General features: G+C 58.0%; 20 protein-coding genes. 8 read left to right on the top strand and 12 right to left on the bottom strand.

The genetic code is table 11. The annotated features are described in order from the left end of the window. Positions 1–647: 647 nt before the first annotated feature. The 4 genes from ACN0TA_RS11615 to ACN0TA_RS11600 form a co-directional block, all read right to left on the bottom strand. A complete protein-coding gene (locus tag ACN0TA_RS11615) occupies positions 648–1,541 on the bottom strand; it encodes a LysR family transcriptional regulator (protein ID WP_417583022.1) in 894 nt (297 codons plus the stop codon). 71 nt (positions 1,542–1,612) lie between these two features. After that, the gene (gene trxB / locus ACN0TA_RS11610; RefSeq protein ID WP_417583020.1) at positions 1,613–2,563 is read right to left on the bottom strand and encodes a thioredoxin-disulfide reductase; all 951 of its coding nucleotides are present in this window, start codon (positions 2,561–2,563) and stop codon (positions 1,613–1,615) included. A 155-nt stretch (positions 2,564–2,718) separates the two neighbouring features. Further along, positions 2,719–3,192, bottom strand: coding sequence for a transcription elongation factor GreA (gene greA / locus ACN0TA_RS11605; protein ID WP_417583018.1), 474 nt, complete (start codon positions 3,190–3,192; stop codon positions 2,719–2,721). A 329-nt stretch (positions 3,193–3,521) separates the two neighbouring features. Beyond that, entirely contained in the window at positions 3,522–3,734 is a 213-nt protein-coding gene (locus ACN0TA_RS11600) for a cold-shock protein (RefSeq protein ID WP_264226951.1), read from the bottom strand. Between the two features lie 410 nt (positions 3,735–4,144). Between ACN0TA_RS11600 and ltaE the strand changes: the two genes are divergently transcribed. Together ltaE and ACN0TA_RS11590 are read left to right on the top strand one after the other, a co-directional pair. Further along, a complete protein-coding gene (gene ltaE, locus ACN0TA_RS11595; protein WP_417583016.1) occupies positions 4,145–5,167 on the top strand; it encodes a low-specificity L-threonine aldolase in 1,023 nt (340 codons plus the stop codon). A 166-nt stretch (positions 5,168–5,333) separates the two neighbouring features. After that, positions 5,334–6,326 (top strand): class I SAM-dependent DNA methyltransferase, encoded by a 993-nt coding sequence (locus ACN0TA_RS11590; protein ID WP_417583014.1) that lies wholly within the window; start codon positions 5,334–5,336, stop codon positions 6,324–6,326. Positions 6,327–6,343: 17 nt separating this feature from the next. On the opposite strand, the gene ACN0TA_RS11585 is transcribed toward ACN0TA_RS11590, so the two are convergent. The 4 genes from ACN0TA_RS11585 to carB all read right to left on the bottom strand — a co-directional run bounded on the left by ACN0TA_RS11585 (position 6,344) and on the right by carB (position 11,822). Further along, on the bottom strand, positions 6,344–6,475 hold the full coding sequence (locus ACN0TA_RS11585; protein ID WP_417583012.1) for a hypothetical protein: 132 nt from the start codon (positions 6,473–6,475) through the stop codon (positions 6,344–6,346). Positions 6,476–6,627: 152 nt separating this feature from the next. Then, on the bottom strand, positions 6,628–7,542 hold the full coding sequence (locus ACN0TA_RS11580; protein ID WP_417583010.1) for a hypothetical protein: 915 nt from the start codon (positions 7,540–7,542) through the stop codon (positions 6,628–6,630). Between the two features lie 120 nt (positions 7,543–7,662). Next, the gene (gene catB, locus ACN0TA_RS11575) at positions 7,663–8,289 is read right to left on the bottom strand and encodes a type B chloramphenicol O-acetyltransferase (RefSeq protein ID WP_417583008.1); all 627 of its coding nucleotides are present in this window, start codon (positions 8,287–8,289) and stop codon (positions 7,663–7,665) included. 221 nt (positions 8,290–8,510) lie between these two features. Continuing rightward, complete coding sequence (gene carB / locus ACN0TA_RS11570) at positions 8,511–11,822, bottom strand: carbamoyl-phosphate synthase large subunit (protein ID WP_417583006.1); 3,312 nt, start codon at positions 11,820–11,822, stop codon at positions 8,511–8,513. 271 nt (positions 11,823–12,093) lie between these two features. Between carB and ACN0TA_RS11565 the strand changes: the two genes are divergently transcribed. Continuing rightward, entirely contained in the window at positions 12,094–12,933 is an 840-nt protein-coding gene (locus ACN0TA_RS11565) for an aldo/keto reductase (RefSeq protein ID WP_417583004.1), read from the top strand. A 3-nt stretch (positions 12,934–12,936) separates the two neighbouring features. Here the strand turns inward: ACN0TA_RS11565 and ACN0TA_RS11560 are convergent, their stop codons facing one another. Both ACN0TA_RS11560 and ACN0TA_RS11555 read right to left on the bottom strand, forming a co-directional pair. Next, positions 12,937–13,395 carry a GNAT family N-acetyltransferase gene (locus ACN0TA_RS11560; protein WP_417583002.1) on the bottom strand — a complete coding sequence of 153 codons (459 nt, stop codon included), beginning with the start codon at positions 13,393–13,395 and terminating at the stop codon, positions 12,937–12,939. 40 nt (positions 13,396–13,435) lie between these two features. Next, complete coding sequence (locus ACN0TA_RS11555) at positions 13,436–13,975, bottom strand: cytochrome b (protein ID WP_417583000.1); 540 nt, start codon at positions 13,973–13,975, stop codon at positions 13,436–13,438. A 66-nt stretch (positions 13,976–14,041) separates the two neighbouring features. On the opposite strand from ACN0TA_RS11555, the gene ACN0TA_RS11550 reads away from it, so the two are divergent. The 4 genes from ACN0TA_RS11550 (at position 14,042) to ACN0TA_RS11535 (ending at position 16,201) form a co-directional block, all read left to right on the top strand. After that, positions 14,042–14,491 (top strand): MarR family winged helix-turn-helix transcriptional regulator, encoded by a 450-nt coding sequence (locus ACN0TA_RS11550; RefSeq protein ID WP_417582998.1) that lies wholly within the window; start codon positions 14,042–14,044, stop codon positions 14,489–14,491. Positions 14,492–14,585: 94 nt separating this feature from the next. Next, on the top strand, positions 14,586–14,774 hold the full coding sequence (locus ACN0TA_RS11545; RefSeq protein ID WP_417582996.1) for a hypothetical protein: 189 nt from the start codon (positions 14,586–14,588) through the stop codon (positions 14,772–14,774). Then, positions 14,774–15,286 (top strand): cupin domain-containing protein, encoded by a 513-nt coding sequence (locus tag ACN0TA_RS11540; protein WP_417582994.1) that lies wholly within the window; start codon positions 14,774–14,776, stop codon positions 15,284–15,286. Before ACN0TA_RS11545 ends, ACN0TA_RS11540 begins: the two co-directional genes overlap by 1 nt. A 3-nt stretch (positions 15,287–15,289) precedes the next feature. Next, a complete protein-coding gene (locus ACN0TA_RS11535) occupies positions 15,290–16,201 on the top strand; it encodes a neutral zinc metallopeptidase (RefSeq protein WP_417582992.1) in 912 nt (303 codons plus the stop codon). A gap of 163 nt (positions 16,202–16,364) precedes the next feature. Here ACN0TA_RS11535 and ACN0TA_RS11530 read toward each other — a convergent pair whose 3' ends face one another. Beyond that, complete coding sequence (locus ACN0TA_RS11530; RefSeq protein ID WP_417582990.1) at positions 16,365–18,353, bottom strand: bifunctional 2',3'-cyclic-nucleotide 2'-phosphodiesterase/3'-nucleotidase; 1,989 nt, start codon at positions 18,351–18,353, stop codon at positions 16,365–16,367. A 435-nt stretch (positions 18,354–18,788) separates the two neighbouring features. Between ACN0TA_RS11530 and ACN0TA_RS11525 the strand changes: the two genes are divergently transcribed. After that, positions 18,789–19,052, top strand: a complete 264-nt coding sequence (locus ACN0TA_RS11525) for a hypothetical protein (RefSeq protein ID WP_417582988.1) — start codon at positions 18,789–18,791, stop codon at positions 19,050–19,052. A gap of 3 nt (positions 19,053–19,055) precedes the next feature. Here the strand turns inward: ACN0TA_RS11525 and carA are convergent, their stop codons facing one another. Continuing rightward, positions 19,056–20,264, bottom strand: coding sequence for a glutamine-hydrolyzing carbamoyl-phosphate synthase small subunit (gene carA, locus ACN0TA_RS11520; RefSeq protein WP_417582986.1), 1,209 nt, complete (start codon positions 20,262–20,264; stop codon positions 19,056–19,058). Between the last annotated feature and the right edge of the window lie 169 nt (positions 20,265–20,433).

Below are 20,433 nucleotides of genomic sequence, written 5' to 3'. Positions count from 1 at the left end.
GCCTTAGGAGCGTTCAGGGAGGGAGGAGGAGGAACCCATCCCGCTCTTAGCGTCACGACACAGGGGGCTTTAGGGAGGAGGAGGAAAAGCGCGCCGCGTCAGTGACAGTGCGTATATGCCATCGTAATCACGACTTGTGAAGTCGTCTAATGGCATGGCAGCCATGCATTTTGTGCAAAGCCACAGAACAGGCATGCGCAATGTGTGGGCAATTAAGGGGAGGAAGAAAAAAAAGAAGCCCCGCTCGAGGGGAGAGCGGGGCCAGGACGAGAAGCAAGCTTCTCGTTAGGAGGGAACATCAAACGCGCCCAAAGGGAGGAGGAAAGACGCGCAATGTCTGGCGGATAGGTAGAGATTAGATGCAGGCTCAACAAGCCCGTTCCGGTTATGCCAGCCATGCATCCGATGCATGCCTGTGCCTAATTGGCGGGCAATGTGCCTGTTTTCCTTACACTTTTTTGTATGCAGTGCGGTCGCGGAGCGAGTAAAAAAATTTTACTTTCCCAAATGCGAGGGCGATATTGGGGCGGTGCCTTGGCATGATCATACCCACGCACCCAGCGCAGCAGCATGCGTTGGCATGACTTGCTTACGATCAGGCGTGTGCCGAATCCATTTGAGCGAGATTTAGAGGGAGGCTGCGCGGCCTAGTATTGCCAGTCGCGGGCTTTTTCGACCAGGAAGTCGCGGAAAACGCCGACTCGCTTTGAGCTTTTGAGGGCTGGGGGGTAGACGAAGTAAGTCTCGAACTCGGGTAAATCGACATCGGTCAAGACCCGCTTGAGGCTGGGTTCTTCTTCGGTGATGTAGTCGGGAAGCATGGCGATGCCGATTCCCTGACGGCACGCCTGCATCATCCCGTAGATGGCGTTGACCTTGAGCGTGGTGCGGCGTGGGGAGTTGTCCGGGCGCCCGATGCGTTCAAGAAAATTCACGTCACCGAGATAGGATGGCGAGGGTTCGCCGAACGTGACGATCTTGTGAGAATCGAGTTCTTCGATCGAGGTGGGGGTTCCGTACTCGGCGAGATAGCTCTCGGCGGCATAGATATGGAAGTGAACGGTAAAGAGCTTGCGCTGAATCATTTCCGACTGATTTGGCCGATGCAGGCGGATGGCGACGTCCGCCTCGCGCATGGCCAGGTCAAGCTCGGCGTCATTGAGTTTGATTTCGAGCTGAATGGTCGGGTACAGCGTCACGAACTCGTGGATGCGCTTTGTCAGCCATGTCGAACCGAAGCCCACAGTGGTGGTGACCAGAAGCGGGCCGGTGGGTACATCCTGGCTCTCGGTCATCTGGGCCTGCACCGATTGCAACTCCCAAGACATGCGATGCGCAGTCCGGAAGAGCTGTTCGCCAACTTCAGTGAGCACGAGTCCACGGGCATGGCGGATGAACAGTTTCAGGCCAAGGTCTTCCTCAAGCGCCGAAATCTGTCGCGATACCGCTGACTGGGACATACCGAGCTTTTCGGCCGAATGGGTAAAGCTTCCCGATTCGGCGGCGACATGGAATATGCGCAGCTTGTCCCAGTCGAGCATCCCCCATGTCCCCTCTGTGTGGCGCCGTTCGCGGGGGATCCGCGCGCGGCGATCAATCGTTGTTTTGGCCGTTATTCGGCCGCTTCGGCCATTTCGTGGGCCGCGAGATAGCGCTCGGCTTCAAGCGCTGCCATGCAGCCCATGCCGGCTGCGGTAACGGCCTGGCGATAGATATCGTCAGTCACATCGCCTGCGGCAAAGACGCCGGGTACCGACGTGGCTGTGCTGTCGGGCGCGGTGACGATATATCCACCATGCTTCATTTCGAGCTTACTATTAAAGATCTCAGTGGCAGGAGCGTGGCCGATTGCGACGAAAATGCCATCGACTTCAAGTTCATGGGTCTGATCGGTGGTGACGTCGCGCAGAACGGCGCCGCGCACCGAAGGGGGCATGTTATCGCCGCGCACTTCGTCCAGAACAGTATTCCAGCGCACCTCGATCTTGGGATGCTTGAACAGGCGCTGCTGCATAACCTTTTCCGCACTGAACTGATCACGGCGGTGCGCGATGATCACCTTGGAAGCGAAATTGGTCAGAAACAGCGCTTCTTCGACAGCTGTATTGCCGCCACCGACTACAAGAACAGTCTTGTCGCGGTAGAAAAAGCCATCGCAGGTCGCGCAGGCGGAAACACCAAAGCCTTTAAATTTCTCTTCGGTTTCCAGGCCGAGCCACTTGGCCTGTGCGCCGGTGGCAATGACGACGCTGTCGGCCGTGTAGATCTTGCCGCTATCGCCGGTCAGCCGGAAGGGGCGGATGTTGAAATCCACGTCGACAATCAGATCATTCTCGATCTTTGTACCCATGTGTTCAGCCTGGGCGCGCATCTGCTCAACAAGCCAGGGGCCCTGGATGGGATCGGCGAAGCCGGGATAGTTCTCGACGTCTGTTGTGATTGTAAGCTGGCCACCCGGCTGCATGCCGGCGATCATGAGCGGTTCGAGCATGGCGCGGGCGGCATAGATGGCGGCTGTATAGCCGGCCGGGCCCGAGCCGATGATAATGGTCTTGGCGTGCATTGTATCGTGCCGATCAATTTGTGTTGGAAACAAATATGGCACGGTGCCCCGAGGTTACAAGCGCGCGTGCCACTTGGCAGGGGAAAACCTGGTTTGCTGAGGCGAAATTACATCAAGGGGATGGGCGGACCTGCAAACAGACCCGCCCGGTCCGATCAAATGAAGGCAATCTTGAGGATTTCATAGCCACGGGCGCCGCCCGGTGCCGTCACTTCTATCGAATCGCCAACCGACTTTCCGATCAGCGCGCGGGCAATCGGCGAGGATATCGATATGCGGCCCGCTGAGGCGTCTGCCTCTGCGTCGCCAACGATCTGGTAGGTTTTTTCCTCGTCAGTGTCTTCGTCGACCATGGTTACGGTGGCGCCGAATTTAACAGTTGAACCCGACAGCTTGGACACATCGACAACCTCAGCCATGGCCAGCATGGATTCGATTTCCATGATGCGGCCTTCGTTATGGCTCTGCTGTTCTTTGGCCGCATGATATTCGGCGTTTTCGGAAAGGTCGCCATGGGCGCGCGCTTCGGAAATCGCGTCGATGATCGCGCGACGTTCGACACCGGCGCGGCGTTCAAGTTCAGCTTGCAGTGCGGCGTGTCCCGCCACGGTCATGGGGACTTTGTCCATAACGGCCAATCCCTCCTATCAATTAACAAATACGTTGAAGCGCATATCGAAATCCGCACTGACTTCACGTCAGCGGACTCGACCTACGCTTTCGGGAAACTTACCTGCGAGAGGTTGCCCGTCCCGGCCATGATGGTCAAGGCCAATCGGCGAGCATTCCCCCCGCGCCTTCCGCGGTTCACCGGCACATATGGGGCTTCCAACGGCGGCTGCAAGTGTCCCTGGGATTGTTCTTGCCCAAAAGAAAAGAGCGTAAACCGAATTGGTCTACGCCCTGTTCCTGCTGCCCGGCCAATGAGCCGGGCTAAGCTCATTTGGCGAGTGCCGAACTAGTCGGCAGCGACGAGGTTGCCGGCGGCCGATTTGCCGGTGCGCTTGTCCTTGACGATTTCGTAGGAAATCTTTTGACCTTCATCGAGACCGGTCATGCCGGAGTTCTGGACGGCCGAGATATGAACGAAAACATCCGCTCCACCCTCATCGGGCTGAATGAACCCGTACCCCTTTTGGGTGTTGAACCATTTGACAGTGCCTGTTGCCATGGCTTTGTCCTTTCACGTCGTGCTGTCTAAAGGGGGTTTGCCGCCCCCGGGTAAATCGAAGTCTTGGTTCAGGACGTCAGCAGGCGTGAAAGACGCACGGCTAGATCAGTCGGCCGCAATTTCGATCCCATTTTTTAGAAGAAATGGCCGAAATATTCAAGCACTTGCAAGAAATTCATTTAGAAAAAAATTTTCGAGGTCAGTAACACTGTTGTTAAGCTCGAAATCAGACGTCATGGAGCTGACATGTCAGTATTGCATACCATTTTGGTAGGGAATTCTGCTTGATCGCAAAGTATAGGCAGGCTGAAAGAGCGGATTCATGTTGCTACTCACACGGTTGGCGGCTCGGCAGGGACGCGATATGCATCGGCCGGAAAGCTTCCTCCCACGGGCTCGAAGGCAAACAGATGACGACCATCCGCTATGATTTCCGTTCCGACACAGTAACCCGGCCCGACGCTGATATGCGCGCGGCGATGGCTGAGGCGATAGTGGGTGACGATGTCTACGGCGAGGATGTCACTGTCAGCGCGCTTGAAGCCCGTGTGGCAGAAATGACCGGCAAGGCGTGCGGTGTCTATATGCCATCAGGCACGCAATCGAACCTGATTGCGCTGATGAGCCATTGCGGCAGAGGGGACGAATTTATTGCAGGGCAGGATGCTCATGCCTACAAATACGAGGGCGGAGGCGCTGCCGTTCTGGGATCCATACAGCCTCAGCCGATCGAAAATGATCCCGATGGCTCATTACCGCTCGACAAGATCGAGGCGGCAATTAAGCCAGATGACATCCATTTCGCACGTACGCGCTTGCTGGCGCTGGAAAACACGATTGGTGGCAAAGTTCTGAACCAGAGCTATGTCGCCGATGCCATTGCACTGGCGCGGCGGTACGGGCTTGCGACCCATCTTGACGGGGCGCGTATCTTCAATGCCGCGGTGGCGTCCAATTGTAGCGTTGCTGCACTGGCCGAAGGTTTCGACAGCGTATCGGTTTGCCTTTCAAAGGGATTGGGCGCACCGGTCGGTTCGGTTCTGGTGGGCGATGAGATCCTGATCGGTACGGCCAGACGACTTCGTAAAATGCTCGGTGGCGGCATGCGGCAAGCGGGCATTGTCGGCGCGGCGGGCTTACATGCACTCGATCATAACGTCTCCCGGCTGGCAGATGATCATGCAAGGGCGCGGCGCCTGGCAGAAGGGCTGGCGCGCCATGGAGCCATCGATGTCGAGATGCCGCAGACCAATATCATTTTTCTCAATGTCGATCCGTCCGCGGCACAGGGGTTTTCCGAGCATCTGGCGGCAGCCGGTATCGCGGTGTCCGGGCGTTATGGTGAGCAACGCTGGGTCACGCATAAGGATATCTCCGACGATGCCATCGACGCTGCGCTGGATGCCGTCGAAGGGTTTTTCAGGGCCAGTTAGGAGCGATTACCCGCCGGCGCTGTGGCGTAGGACATTTGTTGCAAGCCCGATCTGCGGCAATGTGAAGTATTCGTGATCGGTTTCTGAATGATCGCTTGCTTTTTGCCGCGCATGGGCGCATTTGCCGCGCGCCGGTATTCGCCGGTTATTTGGATTACCGCGCAAATTGACAAAGACCTTTCTGTCTTCGGGCGACCTCATCGTCGATCGTCGGGCCCTTTATGCCCAAATGCTGGCCGAGGCCGGCGATTTCTCATCGGCCGCCGATCTTATGGAACAGGCGCTGCATGACGCGCCCGATTGGGCTGCTGGGTGGATGATGGCGGGAGATTTCCATCTCAGGGCCGCAACCCTTGGTGCCGCTATTGCCGCCTGGGAGCGTGCAGCGCAGCACGATCCCTCGGGTGTGCTAGGCGCGCAGATGCAATTGGCCGCGCACGGGATCGGCAACGTCGAAGCGGAAGCGCAGGCCGCCTATGTCGAGGCGCTCTTCGATCAATATGCTGGTCAATTCGAGCAGGCGTTGCTGCAAAAGCTCGACTATGTTGTGCCAGAACTGTTGGCCGCGCTCATTTGCGAGACGATGGCTGAACTTGGTACCGATGGGTTCGCGCGTGGGCTGGATTTGGGCTGCGGCACCGGATTGATGGGCGAGCGGTTGCGGCATCTGGTGTCCCATCTGACAGGCGTCGATATTTCCGCTGCCATGGTGACCGAAACTCGCGAGAAGGGTATCTATGATGGTGTCGAGCGGGCTGATCTTGCGGATTTTCTCGGTGAAGGTGTGCATGCTGCCGACATCGTTACTGCGGCCGATGTGTTCATGTACTGCCCGGCTTTGCCCCCAATTTTCGCTCTCGTTCGCACGGCGCTGCGTCCGGGCGGTCTTTTTGCATTTTCTGTGGAGCGGCACGATGGCGAGGAAGCGCAATGGCTTCAGGCATCGCTACGTTTTGCCCATAATGGCGATGCGATAGCCCGGGGGCTGGCCGAAGCCGGGTTTGAGGTGCTGCGTGTCATGACGGAGACGATCCGTACCGATCGCGGCATGCCCGTCTGGGGCCTGCTCTATATCGCTCGTCGGCCGCATGACAATGATGCTATGGAGGTTTCCGATCTCGCTATTGGAGCCGAACTGCCAACCCTAAGCGTCAATTGAGCCAATGGCCGGGGCTCTTACATCCCGGCGTTATCCTGGAATTCAAGATTACAGGCCTTGCGAATGGCAATCTGGATCGGCGAGGGCGGCAGCGCCGTGATGAGGGTTTCGACCAGCGCCGATGTCAGCGCGTTTGCAATATCAGCCATTTGGAAGTCCATGTTTTCGCACGACAGCACGCGGGCCGCTTGCCGGCCCAGCTCATATGCTTCCCAAGGGAAGCGCCCACCAGGCGCTTAGGAAAACTGCGAATATTTTGGACATCATCATGGGTTCAGCGGTAGCTGAACCGTCTGCAACGTCAACGTGGAACGCTCGCTTGCATCAGGTAGACCTCACCGGCCTGGAAACGGCGGAACAGGACCTCTGACAAAGCGTCGTCATTGAGAAGCGTTTCGCGCCAGACCGTATCGATCATGAGGTCCTGGCCGAGGTCGCGATCGATGTCGATGAACCGGTAGGGCTGATAATTGCGAGCGGCCTCAGGATGTTCGCCGCCAGTCCATTGGTAGGAGCCGGATTCAGCGTTGGCCCAGAAACCGAGGACCGCGAGTTGAGCTATTGCGTAAGCCGGGGTTGCCTGTTGATCTGAGCTATTTGGGTACTGTGCGGGCCAGTCGGGCAAAGCGCTGTCGACCGCCTGCCATTCCGCTATGTCTTCAAACGAAGCGTAGGGGTCGAGGCAGGGCCGGCCCGAGCAATCGTCATCGGCAGCGTCGTCTTCGGAAATAATGCGGCGGGAGACGTCGCGCAAGATTGCAGCATTGTTCATCATTGGCGTGAAGACAAAGCGCCAGGCAATGTGGTCGCCCAGTCCAAATTCGTCGGCCGGTGCAACGTTGTCGTCCCCATAGGACGCGATGGCTTCAAGGCGGATCTGCGGACCGAGATTGTAATGGCGCAGGTCGACAAAACTGACGGGTCCAGCCTGTTCATCGATCATCTCGCCATAGGCAATTGCCGTGCGGGTGCGCGATGAGGGGATGGCGCCGGCGGCCAAAAGCACAGCTTTTTCAAGTGGCCCGACTGCCCCGCCCGGTGAAACCAATTCGCTGTCGAGCCAGAGGGTGTCGAGTTCGCGTTCGAGATCCATGGCCTCGAGGCGCTGATAGCCGGGTGCCCCGATAAACTTGGTGATGGCGTCATCGACGTCGTTTGCACTGGCAAGGGTGGGGAGGGCGAGAAAAAGAAAAGCAATTGCCGAAACGGGTTTCATGAAGCGTCCCTTTGCATGAAAACTCCGGTCGACTATTCAGCCAGTCGCCCACGGGGTCAAGGGTCAACCCATTGCCGGGTTCGGATGGCCCGCGCGGGTGAACGCGCGGGCAGAGATGGCTTATCGATTGGCCTGCCAATAGGCAAAAAGCGCATCAATGTCGCCCGTTGTCAGGACCGGGATTGCGCCCTCAAGCAACGGCTCTGGCCAGTCCCACCAAGCTATTTCCAATAGCTTGTCGATGTGATCATCGGAGAAGCGATTGCGGATAGGCTTGGCCGGATTTCCCCCGACAATTGCATAGGGCGCAACGTGTTTGGTGACCAAGGCGCGGGTGCCGATTATCGCACCGTGGCCGATGGTGATGCCGGGCATAATGATGGCTTCCGATCCGATCCAGACATCGGATCCGATGATTGTATCGCCTGCCGGGCCGTATCCGCTTTTTGCACCTGCAAAGGCCGGAACTTCGGACATGAAGTGGAAGGGGAAAGTCGAGACCCAGTCGCTGCGGTGGCCCTGATTGCCGGCCATGATGAACGCTGCGCCAGAACCGATCGAACAAAAGCTGCCAATGATGAGCTTGTCCACGTCGGGGTCGGGCAGCAGGTAACGGGCGCAATCATCAAATCCATGGCCGTGATAATAGCCCGAGTAATAGCTATAGCGGCCGACGGAAATGTTGGGGTTGGTGACTTGCTCACTGAGCAGTTTGCCCTTGAAGGGGCTCTCGAAAAAATTGGTCATGCTTGAAACCTGAAATCATGCGGCCGAAAATGCCGCATTGCGATTTGGCAGGGCGCACGAAAATCATGGCGGCGCCCCGCCCGGCGAACCGCGCTCTGGCTCAGGCACTCAGGCCTGGCAAAGCGCCATGAAGGTGGTTCGGTCTGCTGATTTCATGGGTGGCTTCTAGCAATCAAGACGAGAAAAGAAAAGGGCGCCATAGCGCCCTTTCGTGTGTGTCGTTACGCTGCGAAATAGTCTTGTAGCGCCCGAACCGTGAGATTGCCACTGCGGTAGGCAAGTATGCCCTCGGCAGCGGCCACAGCGCCGGGAATTGTCGTATAATAGGGCACTTTGCTCATTAGTGCCGCGCGACGGATATCGCGGCTGTCAGAGACCGCCTTGACGCCGTCGGTCGTGTTTATGACCAACTGCACTTCGCCGTTCTTGATCGCATCCACGATATGCGGGCGGCCTTCGAGCACCTTGTTGATCTTGGTGCATTCGATACCCTGTTCGGCAAGGAACCGCTGGGTACCGCCAGTGGCAATGATCTTGAAACCTGCATTGGCAAGGTCACGGACCGAATTGACAAGCGCTGCCTTATCCTCATCGCGTACCGACACAAACACTGTGCCTTCACGGGGCACCTTCGTGCCGCCGCCGAGTTGGGATTTTGCAAAGGCGGTGGCGTAGTCTGTGTCGAGGCCGATCACTTCGCCAGTCGACTTCATTTCCGGCCCGAGGACCGTGTCGACACCAGGGAAGCGCGCAAAGGGGAAGACGGCTTCCTTGATCGCGATGTGCTTGATCTCGCGTTCTTCGAGATTGAAGGTTGCGAGTTTTTCGCCCGCCATGATGCGTGCGGCGATCTTGGCGATGGGATAGCCGATAACCTTGGCCACGAACGGGACTGTACGCGAGGCGCGCGGATTGACTTCAAGGACGTAGAGTGTGCCGTCCTTGAGTGCAAACTGCACGTTCATCAGCCCGCCGACGTTCAGGGCGCGGGCCATTTCGGCGGCCTGACGCTTGAGTTCGGCGATAATTTCAGGGCTGAGCGAATGCGGCGGAAGCGAGCAGGCGCTGTCACCCGAATGGATTCCTGCCTCTTCAATGTGCTCCATAATGCCTGCAACGAACACATCGGTGCCATCGCACAGGCAATCGACGTCGATTTCGGTCGCACCCTGAAGGTAGCTATCGAACAGCAAGGGGTTGGCAGCAAGGACCGAGTTGATCTGGCCGGTCTTGTCGTTGGGGTATTTGTGCCTGATCTCGGGCGGTACGAGCTCGGTCAGCGTCGACTGAACGTAGCGCTCGAAATCCTCGGCCGAATGGCAGATCATCATGGCGCGGCCGCCCAGCACGTTGGACGGGCGAATGACCAGCGGGAAGCCGAGACCTTCGGCGACGATGCGCGACTGCTCGAGCGAATAAGCGATGCCGTTACGCGGCTGGGTCAGATCGAGCCGGTTCAAAAGCTTCATGAACTGGTCGCGGTCTTCGGCCAGGTCGATCTTGTCGGGCTGGGTACCAAGAATTGGGATGCCAGCGCGTTCGATGGCATTGGCAAGCTTGAGCGGCGTTTGACCGCCAAACTGGACAATGACCCCATGCAGCGTGCCGTTCTGCTGTTCGGTCTTCAGAATTTCGAGAACGTCTTCCTCGGTCAGCGGCTCGAAATAGAGACGGTCTGAGGTGTCGTAATCGGTCGAGACCGTTTCGGGGTTGCAGTTGACCATGATGGTTTCGTAGCCGGCATCCGAGAGCGCAAAGGCCGCGTGGCAGCAGCAATAGTCGAACTCGATACCCTGTCCGATCCGGTTGGGGCCGCCACCGAGAATAACGACTTTTTTCTTGTCAGAGGGATTTGCCTCATCGGCAACCGCACCAGCAAAAGGAGTCTCATAGGTCGAATACATATAGGCGGTCGGTGAGGCGAATTCGGCAGCCGATGTGTCGATGCGCTTATAGACTGGGCGCACACCAAGATCGTGGCGATGCGTGCGCACATCCTTGGAGGTCTTTCCCGAGAGTTCGGCGAGCCGAGCATCGGAAAAGCCCATAGCTTTAAGGCTGCGCATCTGGCCCTCGGTTTCGGGCAAACCATGCTCGCGAACCTTGGCTTCGGTGTCGACGATAGCTTGAAGCTGTTCGAGGAACCAGGGATCGATGTGGCAGGCCTCGAAGATCATCTTGTGATCATAGCCGCGCCTCATGGCCTCGGCGACCCAGAGCAGGCGGTCGGGCGTGGGCGTGCCAAGCGCAGCCTTGACCGCGTTCTTGTCGTCGCCTTCCCCGAGGCCAGGGATGCCGATTTCATTGAGGCCAGTCAAACCGGTTTCGAGCGAGCGCAGCGCTTTTTGCAGCGATTCCGGGAATGTCCGCCCAATGGCCATGGCTTCGCCGACCGATTTCATCGAGGTCGTCAGGCGGTTGTCTGCGCCGGGGAATTTCTCAAAGGCGAAACGCGGGATCTTGGTGACGACGTAATCGATGGTCGGCTCGAACGAGGCCGGGGTCGCGCCGCCGGTGATGTCATTTTCAAGCTCGTCGAGCGTATAGCCGACGGCGAGGCGCGCGGCGACCTTGGCGATGGGAAAGCCCGTGGCTTTCGACGCCAGTGCGGAGGAGCGCGAGACGCGCGGGTTCATCTCGATGACGATCATACGGCCATCGGCAGGGTTGATGGCGAACTGGACGTTGGAGCCGCCGGTTTCCACACCGATCTCGCGCAGCACCGCCAATGAGGCGTCGCGCATGATCTGGTATTCCTTGTCGGTCAGCGTCAGGGCCGGGGCGACCGTGATCGAATCGCCGGTATGGACGCCCATGGGATCGATGTTTTCAATCGAGCACACGATGATGCAGTTGTCCTTTTTGTCGCGGACAACTTCCATCTCGTATTCTTTCCAGCCGAGGACGGATTCCTCGATCAGGACTTCATTGGTGGGCGAAGCGTCGATGCCGCTTTCGCAGATGGCGAGATATTCTTCGCGGTTGTAGGCAATGCCGCCGCCGGTGCCGCCAAGCGTGAAGCTGGGACGGATGATGGCAGGCAGGCCAATGTCTTCAAGGGCCTGAAGAGACTCGATGGTGTTGTGGGCAAGGCGCGAGCGGGGCGTATCGAGCCCGATCTTGGTCATCGCGTCGCGGAACAGTTCACGATCTTCGGCCTTGTCGATGGCCTCGGCATTCGCGCCGATCATTTCGACGCCGAATTTTTCCAGGACGCCCATCTTGTTAAGCGACAGGGCGCAATTGAGTGCGGTCTGACCACCCATAGTCGGGAGCAGCGCATCGGGGCGCTCTTTTTCAATGATCTTGGCGACCACTTCAGGGGTGATGGGCTCCATGTAAGTGGCGTCGGCAACGTCGGGATCGGTCATGATCGTCGCCGGATTGGAGTTCACCAATATGATGCGATAGCCTTCTTCGCGCAGTGCCTTGCAAGCTTGAGTTCCCGAGTAGTCGAACTCGCAGGCCTGGCCGATAATGATCGGTCCAGCCCCGATGATGAGGATGGATTTGATGTCTGTGCGTTTGGGCATGTGATACTTCTCGTACGGCAAGCGCGCGGCAGGAAAGCTGTCGCGCGTCGGACGGATCTTGGATTCTGTTGGCTAAGCGGTCTCCTTAGAGCAACCTTGTGCTGATTTCCAGCGTTAAGGAGTGGATTCTTTTACCCCTAATTGTCGCGGGGCCATTTCGCGGCGTGTCAGGGTGGCGCAAATCGGCTTAGGCGCTACACTGGTAATACCCTCCGACGCCGCCCACTTATCAGCGGCGCATCACATTCAAATTAAACCAAGGAGCGCAGCCATGACGCAGCAGAGCTTTATCGAACTTTCGGATGGCAACACGATTCCGCAAGTTGGACTCGGGACATGGAAGCTCGACGGGGAGAGTATGCAAGGCGTTGTCGAGGCAGCGATTGCTGCAGGATACCGACATTTCGACACAGCGTATGCCTATCGCAACGAAGCCGCGTTGGGCGCGGCGCTCAAAGCATCTGGCGTGGGCGCTGACGAACTGTTCGTAACCAGCAAATTGCCCAGTGGGCGGCACGGGTACGATTCGACGCTCAAGACCTTCGACGAGACGATGGCCAATCTCGAGCTCGATGTTCTCGACCTTTACCTCATCCATTGGCCGATGCCCGAGACCGGCAATTTTGTCGATACGTTCAAGGCGTTCATCAAGCTCAAGGATGAAGGGCGGATCAAATCTATCGGTGTGTCAAACTTTCATCAGGCGCACCTGGAAAAGCTGATCGCCGAGACGGGGGTCAAACCTGCCGTCAACCAGATCGAGCTGTCGCCAGTGTTTCAGCAAAAAGAACTTCGTACTTTTAACGACAAGCACGATATCCGCACTGAAAGCTGGAGCCCGTTGGGGCAGGGTGATGTGCTGACGGGGGACGCGATCAAGCAGATTGCTGACAAGCACGGAAGGACACCGGGCCAGATCACTATTCGCTGGCACATCCAGAACGGCCTCATTGTCATCCCCAAATCAGCAAATCCCAAGCGGATCGCCGAAAATTTTGCCGTTTTTGACTTTGAACTCGATGCCGATGACATGGCCAGGATCGAGGCGCTCGACAGCCCCGAGGGGCGAACCGGCGCAAACCCTGACAATGCAGAATTCCTGCAAGTCTGATCTTTAGATGTAGAGTTTGAAGCCTTCGTGGCTTCTTGAGAAACCGAGGCGCTCGTAAAAGCGATGCGCGTCGGTTCTTTTTTTGTTTGAGGTGAGCTGCACCATGGAGCAGCGCCGTTCGCGGGCACGTTCGATTGCCCAGACCATCATTGCTTCCCCGATACGTTTGTTGCGGTGTTCGGAGGAAACATGAACACCCTCGATTGTACAACGCCAGGCCCCGCGGCGAAAAATGCCCAGCGTAAACGTGAGCTGGAACGTGCCAACCGGGGTGCAATCGATCTCGGCAACCAGCAGATGCTGATTAGGATCGGAATCGATGGCCTGGAAAGCTGCAGCATAGTCGTCGCCATCCGCCTGAGCTGGGTCATCGATCAGGTCGAGTACAGTATCGTGGGCTATGAGACCGATAATGAAGCACAAATCACTGCGCGTTGCATCGCGAATTGAGAGAACCGGCATGAGCGTCTCCTTGAAAGGCGCTCATGTTCCACGATTCGGATCAGTGGGGTAGCTTGCCGATCCCCATGCGGGCCAGCAGGCCATCGCGGCGAATGAAGTGGTGGTAGAGGGCAGCGCCAATGTGGATGGCCAGGAGGGCCATGAACAGCCGTGCCAAGAGAGCGTGAACATCGCGAACGGCAATGTCGTCGAGATCGGGGAGGGGCGCGCCCGACGCGAGTGCGGGGATAACACCACCGATAAGATTTGTCGCTATCCCACTCGATGCCAAAACTATGATGAAACCATAGGCCAGTAGATGCACAGTGGCGGCGATGCGCGACTGAAGTTGAGGGATGCCCGCAAGTTCGGCAGGGCGCTTGTCGGCAAAGAACCACCAGATGATCCGAAACAGAGTCAAGGCAAGTGTTAGCAGGCCAAGCACGATATGGGGGATCAGCAGGGCGCGCTTCGTCGCGTCGGTGTCAGCACCTGCTGCGTTGAGGCCCAAAATGATGAGCGCAAGGATCAACAGCGCTGTGGTCCAGTGAATCGTGATCGCCACTGTGCCGTAGCGGCCTGATGTGCTCTTGAGGGCCATGATCGCACCTTGTTATCGCGTGTCGAGGTATATAGCATGCTATGGGAATTGGATAGCATGCTATGGATGAAGATGCAACGTACCGACTCCGAGGGCTACTTGACCAACCGTGCGGCAAAACTGTTCGTGCAGGCAATGACGCAGGCCATGCGCCCACTCGGCCTGGCGAGCGCATATGTGCCGGTATTCTATGCCCTTAGCGAGATGCCCGAGATGACGCAGGCGGAACTGACGGCTTTTGTCGGGATCGAGCAGCCGACCATGGCAGCCACGCTCAATCGCATGGATCGCGATGGGCTTCTGACTCGGCGCGCCGATCCCAATGATGGGCGTAAGCAGCTGATCGGATTAAGCGATTCCGGGCGTGAGAAAGTGGCCGATATGAAAGCAGCTCTTTCCCGGATCAACAGCATTGCCACTGATGGGCTTGATGCGAATGAACGTGAGCGGCATCGCGCGCGATTGAAATCGGTGATCGGCAATCTCGAAGTGCTGTTGGCCGGAGACAAGGCGTAGGCTGCGTCTCCTTGTTCGCCATCAGGAACCTTTGGCCCCCACCTGCCGTTTTCCGACCGTATTCGAGCAAATCATTGTTGTAGAGGATTTAAAGATGGTCGATCGTGAACGCGAGACTGTTGTTGTCACGGATGGCGGCGGTGGCAGGGGCGGTGGATTAATTTTTGCAATCATTATCGCTCTGGTTGTGGTTGTCGGCGTTATTTATTTCGTCAATGCCAACACTGGCGGTGAGGGCGGAACAATATCCGTCGATGTGCCAGCGGTGGATGTTTCGGAATAGTGTCCGGGCCAGCTGCTGTGGAACGGCTGGAGTTTGAGGATTTCGGTCGTTTTCCGAACTCCAGGCTTTCCGCGCTTATCTATCGTGGTGCAATAGACGGCGACGTCTCGGCCGAAGGTTTTGAAACGCTGTTTTCGCGAAATGGCTGGCCAGCCCGTTGGGTTGGTTCGATCTATAACTATCATCATTTCCACTCCACGGCGCATGAGGTGCTGGGCGTCGCGAGCGGAAGCGCGCAAGTTGCGCTTGGTGGCCCAAAGGGGCGCGTTGTTACGCTCGAGGCTGGCGACGCTGTTGTGATCCCGGCAGGGGTAGCCCACAAGCGTGTAAGCGCGAGCGCCGATTTTGCCGTTGTCGGTGCGTACCCGCCAGGTCAGGAATGGGATATCCTCAACGGTGAGGACGGTGAGCGTGAAGCAGCGCTTGCCAATATTGCAAGTGTTGCGGTGCCCGATACCGACCCGGTGCAGGGCGTGGCCGGCACACTTCATCAGGCATGGAGCGAGGAATAGTCCATGAAATGGCAAGGGCGTAAGCGATCTTCCAATATCCAGGATCGCCGTGGTTCCGGCGGAGGCATGTTTCGGCGTTCCTCGGGCACGGGCGGGTCTGGGTTTCGCATACCGACGGGCGGTCGGGCCGGTGGCGGCATGGGAATCGGAATGATTGTGATCGTTCTGATCGTCGGTGCCGTGCTTGGCATCAATCCCATGTCACTGCTCGATGGTAGCCTCGGCACAGGAACGAGCGGTCAGGGATCGGTCTCGCGACCTTTGCCGGACGCGGGCGAAGACGATCTCGCCGATTTCGTGGCCGTGGTGGTTCAGGACACCGAAGATCTGTGGACCGAGGTTTTTGTCGAGAACGGCATGACCTATGAGCCGGCTGCCGTCGTCTTGTTCACCGGCACGGACCGGTCGGCATGTGGGCTTGCCGATGCGCGGACCGGCCCCTTTTATTGTCCGGGTGATCAGAACGTCTATATCGACCTTTCGTTCTACGAGACGTTGCGCAGCCAGTTTGGCGCTCCTGGCGATTTTGCCCAGGCCTATGTCATCGCCCATGAAATCGGACACCACGTGCAGAACCTGGTGGGCGTGCTACCTGAATATTCACAAGCCATTCAATCGATGAGCGAAGCTGACGCCAACGCCTATTCGGTGCGGATCGAATTGCAGGCCGATTGCTATGCAGGGATTTGGGCGAGCTATGTGGGCGAGGAAAATCTACTCGAGGACGGCGACATCGCCGAGGCGATCAATGCCGCCGAGCAAATCGGTGACGATGCCATCCAGCGCCGGACACAAGGCGTGGTTATACCCAAAACCTTCACCCATGGCACTTCGGCGCAGCGGCAGGATTGGTTTGAACGTGGCTATAGTTCGGGCAATGTCGGCACCTGCGATACGTTTTCGGGCACGATCTGATCTGCATGCAGCCGGATGGTGGCGAGGGCCGTTGTCGCTGACACGATTCAGGATCGGTTTGGTGCCGTCTGGGCATTTGGTCCCAAGTTGAACGCGTTCGTGGCGTATCGAGAGACGTTTAGAGGGGAGGCGCATGCCTCCCCTCTGTGTATGTACGCTATGGTCAGAGCGTGATGCGATAGACGCCGAAGCCGGCTTCGTTGGTTTCACCAGTCGGTTCAATGGTGACGGCCGTGACATCGGCAAGATGCTGTTCTGCGGCGGGGCCAGTTTCGAAAAGGACAGTCGTGTCGCCCAATTCCGCCAGTGACCAATTGCTGTCGGCAGCGGGATCGATGGTGCCCTGTTCGACGATGTAACGCACGATCAGGTCGCGGTTTGTGTCGGGGCCCATGAAGACGATCTTGTCCGCCGAAATTCCGGGGAAGCCGCCGCCGCCGCCAGCACGATAATTGTTGGTGGCAACGATGAACTGGGCATCTGGATCGATGGGTTCACCATCATACATCAGATCGACAATACGCTCTGCGTCGGGATTTTCCAGGGCGCCGCCATCGGCCGCGTATTTCGAGGGTTGGGAGACGTCGATCTTGTAGCTCACGCCGTCGATTACATCGAAATTGTAGGACGGGAAAGCAGGGTTGATGAGGGCGGCATCGGTCGCGCCGGGCTCCACCTGATTGAAGATACCGGCCGAGCGTTCGAGCCATTCTTTGACGTCGGCACCGGTGAGCAGCACAGCCTGTATCGTGTTGGGGTAGAGGTAGAGGTCGGCAACGTTGCGGATGGCGACAGGACCGACGGGCACGTCGGTGTAGTATTCAGGGCCGCCACGGCCACCGGCCTTGAAAGGAGCAGCGGCCGAGATGATCGGGATGCCTTCCCATTCGGTGCCCGACATCATCTGCTCGAGATAGGCCTTCTGTGCAATATTGACGATCTGTACGGAAGGGTCGTCAGCCACGAGCGCAAAGTAGGAATGAAGCGGAGCCGCAGTTTCGCCCACAGCGCGGCGGACGTAATCGAGTGTTGCCTGATGCTCTTCGTCGACAGCCTCGGTCACCGCAGTTTCCGACTCGACAATTGGCGTAACAGTGCCATCCACGCGTTCGTAGATCGGGCGTGCCTCGGATGTGTGCGACAGCACCGACCAAGCACCTGCATCGTCGACTTCGAGCAGGAGATCGACAAGGCCCATGTGACTGCCCCAGAAGCCGGCCATGACGGCGGGTGTTCCGTTGAGCGTTCCCGCCTCGATATCTACGCCCTCAATGCCTTCATAGTCGGGACCGGGGAATACCAGGTGCTGATGGCCAGCCAGGACGACATCGATGCCCTCGATAGCGCCAAGCTGGAGCGAAACGTTTTCCATCATCGGGGTCGCTTCGCCGCCCTCGATGCCGCCATGGTTCATGGCGACGACAATGTCAGCGCCCTGTTCGCGCATCATCGGTACGTAGTATTGGGCGGTTTCGATGATGTCGCGCGGGGCAACTTTGCCCGTCAGGTGCGCCGCATCCCAGGTCATGATCTGGGGTGGCACGAAGCCGATAAGGCCGATGCGGATGGTCTTGGTTTCCCCCGCGCCATCGGTCAGTTCTTTTTCCACGATGACAAACGGTTCAAACAGGGTGTCATCGTCGGCCGGGTTTTCGGACAATGATTCTCCACGCACGACATTGGCCAGAACGACGGGGAAGTTTGCGCCGGCCATTGCCGCTTCGAGGAACTCGAGGCCGTAGTTGAATTCGTGGTTGCCAATCGTGCCGGCATCATAGCCCAGCGCGTTCATTGCCGCGATAGTGGGGTGGATGTCCTGATCGTCGACGCCACGTTCATATGCGACATAGTCTCCCATAGGGCTGCCCTGCAGCATGTCGCCATTGTCGAGCAGGATGGCGTTGCCTGCCTCCGCGCGGATGGTCTCGATAATGGATGCTGTCCGGGCCATGCCCAGCGTATTGTCTTCACGGTCGGCGTAGTAATCGTATGGCAGCAGGTTGACGTGAATATCGGTCGTTTCAAGGATACGCAGATGAGCCTGATTGGCCCGGGCCATCACCGCAAAGGGATGCATGACAACGGCGACTGCGCCGACTGAAGCCGTGCCTGCTAGAAAGGCGCGGCGGCTGATTGAAAGCTTGTGGTGCATGATGTCCCTCCGAAAGGACGCTGGGGTTTTTGCATGATTAATCAAAATGCGTAGCTGAGCGCGTCTCCCCCAATGCCGCAGTTTTCTGACGGCCCGATGACGCGCGCGTGAATAAGGTCTTCCTTTTTTATCGTTTGGTCAAATTATGACAGTGCGATCTGTGGAAATCGGTTTCCAGGACCGAGGAGAGTCAGACAGGACAGTGGCTATAGATGCAGACCCCAGCTCGTCACGCTGAACGACGAAACGGTTTCCCGGCAAGTTGACAGTTCATCCGATTGTCAGGCCGAGGCTCGTCCTTGGCTCCGAGTGCGCTCGTCACTGCTGACATCAGGTGTCACGCCGCCGTGCTGTTCGAGGCGGAAATCGACCCGTCTGAGGACACGGGGAAATGCAATTGAACAAGCTGCCGGAAACGGCAGTGGTGGCGTGCGAGTGTCACGCGCGTTCCGGGCGCTGGAGGGCGAAGTCTTGATGGTTCCCGGTAGCGCGGGGAATGCCCTGTTCTGCCCGGGATGCGGGATTGCTCCATTTGGGCGCGCAGCGGCGGCGGAATGGAACGAGGGCGAGCGCGTTTGGGTCAACGTCCCGTGTCTTGACGATGCGACGGCTGAGGACCTGATCGCGGCGCCAGTCACCTATTATGTCGGGCTGAATGATAATTGGTGGGAGGTGCCGAGCGAAACCCGGCACCTTTAAGGATTACTCGGCAACCACTTCCATGCCCTTCTGCTCGCGCACCAGATTGATGAAGCGCTTGAAGAGGTAGTGGGCGTCGTGGGGCCCGGGGGAGGCCTCCGGGTGGTACTGGACCGAAAAAATCGGTTTGCCTTCGACTGCAAGGCCCGCGTTCGACCCATCAAAGAGCGAAACGTGTGTTTCAACTACACCGGCAGGCAGGCTTTCGCGGTCGACGGCAAAACCATGATTCATCGAGGTGATCTCTACCTTGCCGGTAGTGAGGTCTTTGACCGGGTGGTTTGCGCCGTGGTGGCCCTGGTGCATCTTTTCGGTTCTAGCGCCGAGGGCGCGGCCCAAAAGCTGGTGGCCAAGGCAAATGCCGAACAGCGGTTTGCCGGTCTCGATGATCTTTTTTATGGTCGGTACAGCGTATTCGCCGGTCGCGGCTGGATCGCCGGGGCCGTTGGACAGGAACACGCCATCGGGATTGTGCGCCATGATGTCTTCGAGCGTTGCCGAAGCAGGCACCACGGTCACGCGCGCGCCCTGTTCTGCAATGCAACGCAAAATGTTGCGCTTGGCGCCGTAATCGATGGCAACAATATGGAACTGCGGGTTTTCGACGCGGCCATAGCCTTCGCCCAGCCGCCAGCGGGTTTCATCCCATTTATAGGTCTGGGTCGTTGAAACTTCCTTGGCGAGATCGAGGCCTTCCAGGCCGGGAAACTGATCGAGCTCGACCTTGAGCGCCGCGTCATCGAACTTGCCATCGGGTGCATGGGCGATGACAGCGTCGGCCATGCCTTTTTCGCGGATCAGAGCCGTCAGCGCGCGAGTATCGAGGCCGGCGATGCCGATGATGCCGCGCTTTTTGAGCCAGGCATCGAGCCGTTCGACGGCACGGTAGTTCGATGGGTTCGTCACATCGGCCTTGATCACGGCGCCGCGGACGCCGGAGGCGGCTGCCATGTTGACGGTCTCAATGTCTTCGTCATTGGCGCCGACATTGCCGATATGAGGGAATGTAAAGGTGATGATCTGCCCCGCGTAGGATGGGTCGGTCAGGATCTCCTGATAGCCCGTCATGGCCGTGTTGAAACACACTTCGCCGGCAGCGGTGCCCGTTGCGCCGATACCTTGGCCCTCAAGGCGCGTTCCATCGCGCAGGATAAGAACTGCGGTGGGGACGGATTCTTTCCAACCGGACACGGGGCTTCTCCATTTCTGCATCAGTTCAGGCGCGCGGAACCTCCGGCCATGGTCGCCGTTTGGTGGTTCTGCTCCGCCCTATATTGAATTTGCGCGAACCTATTTGAAGGGCACGGCGCGGTCAACCGAGTCCTTTGGAATTGAATGTATTATAAATCAATGACTTAGCCGGATTGGGCCAAGCTGTTGG

The organism is Pelagibacterium sp. (genome assembly GCF_048264985.1).
Lineage (GTDB): Bacteria > Pseudomonadota > Alphaproteobacteria > Rhizobiales > Devosiaceae > Pelagibacterium.
This window is presented reverse-complemented; position numbering and strand designations above follow the sequence as displayed.